Here is a 5,604-nt window from a genome sequence, read left to right as displayed (position 1 = left end):
GGGGCTTTGCCCGCTCCGTCGGCCCACTCTAAAACGTTTTTTTTCCCTCCCCCCCCCCCCCCCCCCCCACCCCCGCTCCCACAGGTTCTGCGACTAACTGACGGGCTTTAGTCGATCAGGCCCCTTCACTCGATCAGACCGCCGCCTGACCCTCGGCCAGGAAGAACCAGGTTTCCAGCACGGAGTCCGGGTTCAACGAAACGCTTTCGATGCCCTGCTCCATCAGCCATTTGGCCAGGTCCGGGTGGTCCGAAGGGCCCTGGCCGCAGATGCCGATGTACTTGCCAGCCTTGTTGCAGGCGGCAATGGCATTGGCCAGCAGCTTCTTGACCGCCGGGTTCCGCTCGTCGAACAGGTGGGCGATGATCCCGGAATCGCGGTCCAGGCCCAGGGTCAGCTGGGTCAGGTCGTTGGAACCGATGGAGAAACCGTCGAAGAACTCAAGGAATTCTTCAGCCAGGATGGCGTTGGACGGCAGCTCGCACATCATGATCACGCGCAGGCCATTGTCGCCACGGGCCAGGCCGTTTTCCGCCAGCAGGTCAACCACCTGGCTCGCTTCGCCCAGGGTCCGCACGAACGGCACCATGATCTCGACGTTGGTCAGGCCCATCTCGTTGCGCACGCGCTTGAGGGCGCGGCATTCGAGTTCAAAGCAATCGCGGAACGATTCGCTGATGTAGCGCGACGCACCCCGGAAGCCCAGCATCGGGTTCTCTTCTTCCGGCTCGTAGAGCTTGCCGCCGATCAGGTTGGCGTATTCGTTGGACTTGAAGTCCGACAGGCGCACGATGACCTTCTTCGGCCAGAACGCCGCCGCCAGGGTGCTGATGCCTTCCACCAGCTTCTCGACGTAGAAACCGACCGGATCGTCGTAGCCGGCAATGCGCTTGTCGACGCTGTCCTTGATGTCCTGGGGCAGGCCGTCGTAGTTCAGCAGCGCCTTGGGGTGCACGCCGATCATGCGGTTGATGATGAACTCCAGGCGGGCCAGGCCCACGCCGGCGTTCGGCAACTGCGCGAAGTCAAAGGCACGATCCGGGTTGCCGACGTTCATCATGATCTTGAACGGCAGCTCCGGCATGGCGTCCACGGAGTTCTTCTTGATGTCGAAGCCCAGTTCGCCCTCGAAGATGTAGCCGGTGTCGCCTTCGGCGCAGGAAACAGTCACGCCCTGGCCGTCCTTGAGCAGTTGGGTGGCGTTGCCGCAACCGACCACTGCCGGGATTCCCAGTTCACGGGCAATGATTGCCGCGTGGCAGGTACGCCCGCCGCGGTTGGTGACGATGGCGCTGGCGCGCTTCATCACCGGTTCCCAGTCCGGGTCGGTCATGTCGGATACCAATACGTCGCCGGCCTGGACCTTGTCCATCTCCGAGACGTCCTTGATGATCCGCACCTTGCCCGCGCCGATGCGCTGGCCGATGGCCCGGCCTTCCACCAGCACGGTGCCGGTTTCCTTGAGCAAGTAGCGCTCCATGACGTTGGCCTGGGTGCGGCTCTTCACGGTTTCCGGACGGGCCTGCACGATGTACAGCTTGCCGTCGTCACCGTCCTTGGCCCACTCGATGTCCATCGGGCACTTGTAGTGCTGCTCGATGATCATCGCCTGCTTGGCCAGCTCGCTGACTTCAGCGTCGGTCAGGCAGAAACGCGCGCGCTCGGCCTTGTCCACGTCGACGGTCTTCACCGAGCGACCGGCCTTGGCTTCGTCGCCGTAGATCATCTTGATGGCCTTGCTGCCCAGGTTGCGGCGCAGGATGGCCGGGCGACCGGCTTGCAGCGTGCCTTTGTGAACGTAGAACTCATCCGGGTTCACCGCGCCTTGCACGACGGTTTCACCCAGGCCGTAGGCGCCGGTGATGAACACCACGTCACGGAAGCCCGACTCGGTGTCGAGGGTGAACATCACGCCGGCGGTGCCGGTTTCGGAGCGGACCATGCGCTGCACACCGGCGGAGAGGGCGACCAATTTGTGGTCGAAGCCCTGGTGCACGCGGTAGGAAATGGCACGGTCGTTGAAAAGGGAGGCGAAGACTTCCTTGGCGGCGCGGATGACGTTTTCCACGCCACGGATGTTCAGGAAGGTTTCCTGCTGGCCGGCGAAGGAGGCATCCGGGAGGTCTTCGGCGGTGGCCGAGGAACGCACGGCGACGGCGATGTCAGGATTGCCTTCGGACAGCTTGGCGAAAGCGGTGCGGATCTCGGCGTTCAGTTTCTCGGGGAATTCGGCTTCCATGATCCATTGGCGGATCTGGGCACCGGTCTTGGCCAGGGCATTGACGTCGTCGACGTCCAGGGCATCGAGCGCATCGTGGATCTGCTTGTTCAGGCCGCTCAGTTCCAGGAAATCACGATAAGCCTGGGCGGTCGTGGCGAAGCCACCTGGCACCGATACGCCGGCACCGGCGAGGTTGCTGATCATCTCGCCCAGGGATGCGTTCTTGCCCCCCACATGCTCCACATCATGGACGCCGAGCTTATCGAGGGAAACTACGTACTCTACCAAGGTGATCTCTCCACTAACTGTGTTGGAAAAGCTCAAGGCACCGGCGGCTCCAGGGGAGCGCTTGCCGGCGATATGGCCTGGACCTGGAAAATAAGTGAGAATGCGGGCCAATGGTGGCCGGCAAATCGCGCCTATCATATCCAAGAATCGTCACTAGCTCACTAGCTTAAGGCCCAAGGCGCAAATGAAACGATCTGCTTTCTTTATCTCCGACGGCACCGGCATCACGGCCGAAACGCTAGGCCAAAGCCTGTTGGCACAGTTCGAAAACATTACCTTCGCCAAATTCATACGTCCGTACATCGACAGCGTCGACAAGGCGCGGGCCATGGTACAGCAAATCAATAAAGCCGCCGAAACCGACGGTTTCCGCCCGATCATCTTCGATACCATCGTCAATCAGGACATCCGTGAGATTCTCGCAACGTCCAATGGTTTCATGATCGACATTTTTTCCACCTTCCTGGCGCCCTTGGAACAGGAACTGAGCGAGCATTCTTCCTACTCGGTCGGCAAGTCCCATTCCATTGGCCACAACTCCAACTACATGGAGCGGATCGAGGCGGTCAACTTCGCGCTGGACAACGATGACGGCGCCCGCACGCATTATTACGACAAGGCCGACCTGATCCTAGTGGGTGTGTCGCGTTGTGGTAAGACACCGACGTGCCTGTACATGGCGATGCAATTTGGCATCCGCGCGGCCAACTATCCATTGACGGAAGACGACATGGAGCGCCTGCAACTGCCCAGCGCCCTGCGCGCCCACCAGCACAAGCTGTTCGGCCTGACCATCGACCCGGACCGCCTCACCGCGATCCGCAACGAGCGCAAGCCCAACAGTCGTTATTCAAGCTACGCCCAGTGCGAGTTCGAAGTGCGCGAGGTGGAAAACCTGTTCCGGCGGGAGAACATTCCCCATATCAACTCCACGCATTTTTCTGTGGAAGAGATTTCGGCGAAGATCCTGGTGGAGAAAGGGGTGGAGCGGCGGTTCAAGTAAACCCGCTACACCACTAAAACCTGTGGGAAAACCCTGTGGGAGCGAGTTTGCTCGCGATAGCGGAGTGTCAGCCAACACCAATGCTGCTGACGAGCCGCAATCGCGAGCAAGCTCGCTCCCACAAGGGAATCGCCCACAGGGGAATCCGTGGTGTTCCTGGATCAGTGTTTCAACCGCTCGACCAACACCTTCCCCACTTCCAGCGCCGACGCCGGGTTCTGGCCGGTGATCAACTCACGATCCATGACCACATGGGACGTCCAGGGTGATGTGTTGCTGCTGTATTGGCCGCCCGCCTGCTCCAACGCATTCTGCGGGTAGAATTTCATGCTCCCGCCACCTAGCAGCCCCTTGGCCAATTCTTCCTCCTGATTGCTGATCACCGTCATCTTGTACCCGGCATAGATCCAGCCGGCCTTGGCCGAGGCCTGGCCTTTGGCCGCCAACTGGCCAACGAAGCCCTGGGCATCGGTCATGGTCGACAGCAACGCGATCGGGCCATGGCAGACCAGCGCGGTGGTCTTGCCCTTGCCATGAAAATGCGTCAGCACCCGCCCCAGCGGCGCGCTCGTGAGCAAATCCTGCATCGGCGCATGTCCGCCCGGGATGTACAGGGCATCGAACCGGTCCAGGCCGATCTGCTCGACAAGGGCCAGGCTGATCACCGGTGAGTCCTTGGCCGACGTGATCTTCAACTGCGCCAACAACGCCTGGTAACGCTCCAGCTCCGCCGAGTCATTGTTGAAATACATCTTGTCCACCGAGGAAAGGTCCAGCGTCGGCACCTTGCCCTCGGGCGTTGCGAACGTTACCTGGTGACCCGCCTCCAGCAAGAGTTTCACCGGTTGCAGCAATTCGTTGAGGTAGAACCCGGTGGAGAAGACCTGGCCATTTTTCAGGTCCAGATGATCGGCGTCCGACAGGACCACCAGCACGTTATCGGCATGGGCCGCGACGCTGATGCCCGCCAGAACGACAGACGTTGCCAAGGTAGTGAGCTTTTTCATGATGACTCCAGGACGCTTCGATAAAAGATGCGCTCACTGTATTGATGCGCTTACCGGCGATAAACTGGCTTCCCGGAACATCACTTGGGCCCTGGAGGCAACAATGCCCCGTCGATTCGATCATCTGGCCGACGTGGAAGCCTTCGTCACGGCCGTGGAAAAAGGCACCCTCAGCGCCGGCGCCGTGGCGCTGGGAACCACGCCTTCGGTCCTGAGCCGCGCCATCTCCCGCCTCGAAGCCCGGCTCGGCGTGCAGTTGTTGCGTCGTACGACCCGGCGGCTGAACCTGACCGATGCCGGCACGTTGTACCTGGAACAGTCGCGCTCGGCCTTTGCCCTGATTGACGATGCGGAGCGGCGAATCCAAGGCCAGGACGGCGTCCTGACCGGTCGCGTGCGCCTGAGCGTGCCGACCACCTACGGCCATTACCGCCTGCCGTCGCTGCTGTCGCGTTTCGTCCAGGCTTTTCCACAGGTTCGGGTCGAGCTGAGCATTACCAACCGCAATGTCGACCTGGTGGCCGAGGGGTATGACCTGGCGATCCGTCTCGGGCCATTGCCGGACAGCGGGCTGGTCGGCCGCAAGCTCGAAGACGCCCGCCTTTGCCTGGTGGCCGCGCCGCACTACCTGGCACGCGCCGGAACGCCCCGGCACGTCGATGAACTGGCGGCCCACGCCTGCCTGCCCTTCGTGATGCCCAGCAGCGGACGCATCGCACCTTGGCTATTTCGCGAAAACCAGCAAGATCGGGAATGGCTGCCGGCGGGCAATGTCCAGGTGTCCGACGATGTATTGGGCATCGTGTCCCTGGCCCAGGCCGGGATGGGAATCTGCCAGACCTATGAATTCATCGTCCGGGAGCGAATCGAGCGCGGGGAACTGGTGGTGTTGCTGGAAGACGTTGGCGGGCGTAGCCGACCGTTTTCAATCATCTATCCGCCCCATCGGCAATTGCCGGCGGCGGCACGGGCGTTGATTGATTTTCTGATTGGGCAATAGCTATAACACCGACCGGACCCTGTGGGAGCGAGCTTGCTCGCGATGGCGGAGTGTCAGCAGCATCGATATTGCTGATCCGCCGCCA

4 protein-coding genes are annotated in these 5,604 nt (G+C 61.4%); 2 read left to right on the top strand and 2 right to left on the bottom strand.

Annotated features, from left to right (window positions below; translation table 11 throughout):
* Positions 1–133: 133 nt before the first annotated feature.
* On the bottom strand, positions 134–2,509 hold the full coding sequence (gene ppsA / locus ACIPQ1_RS00020; RefSeq protein ID WP_186705308.1) for a phosphoenolpyruvate synthase: 2,376 nt from the start codon (positions 2,507–2,509) through the stop codon (positions 134–136).
* Between the two features lie 184 nt (positions 2,510–2,693).
* Here ppsA and ppsR point away from each other — a divergent pair, with 184 nt between their 5' ends.
* Entirely contained in the window at positions 2,694–3,512 is an 819-nt protein-coding gene (gene ppsR, locus ACIPQ1_RS00015; RefSeq protein ID WP_003199510.1) for a posphoenolpyruvate synthetase regulatory kinase/phosphorylase PpsR, read from the top strand.
* A 161-nt stretch (positions 3,513–3,673) separates the two neighbouring features.
* Here ppsR and ACIPQ1_RS00010 read toward each other — a convergent pair whose 3' ends face one another.
* Positions 3,674–4,519 carry a type 1 glutamine amidotransferase domain-containing protein gene (locus ACIPQ1_RS00010; protein WP_446533336.1) on the bottom strand — a complete coding sequence of 282 codons (846 nt, stop codon included), beginning with the start codon at positions 4,517–4,519 and terminating at the stop codon, positions 3,674–3,676.
* Positions 4,520–4,622: 103 nt separating this feature from the next.
* Here ACIPQ1_RS00010 and ACIPQ1_RS00005 point away from each other — a divergent pair, with 103 nt between their 5' ends.
* Positions 4,623–5,519: a LysR family transcriptional regulator gene (locus ACIPQ1_RS00005; RefSeq protein WP_411386905.1), complete on the top strand. Its 897-nt coding sequence runs from the start codon at positions 4,623–4,625 to the stop codon at positions 5,517–5,519.
* Positions 5,520–5,604: the final 85 nt, after the last annotated feature.

The sequence above is a fragment of the Pseudomonas sp. LARHCG127 genome, assembly GCF_052871455.1.
The sequence above is the reverse complement of the archived record's forward strand: the minus strand, read 5'-3'. Positions and strand labels throughout refer to the sequence as shown.

Bases quoted from the DNA above. Each gene is read 5' to 3' on its own strand.
- ppsR (WP_003199510.1), top strand. From the start codon at position 2,694: ATGAAACGATCTGCTTTCTTTATCTCCGACGGCACCGGCATCACGGCC.
- ACIPQ1_RS00010 (WP_446533336.1), bottom strand. From the start codon at position 4,519: ATGAAAAAGCTCACTACCTTGGCAACGTCTGTCGTTCTGGCGGGCATC.
- ACIPQ1_RS00005 (WP_411386905.1), top strand. From the start codon at position 4,623: ATGCCCCGTCGATTCGATCATCTGGCCGACGTGGAAGCCTTCGTCACG.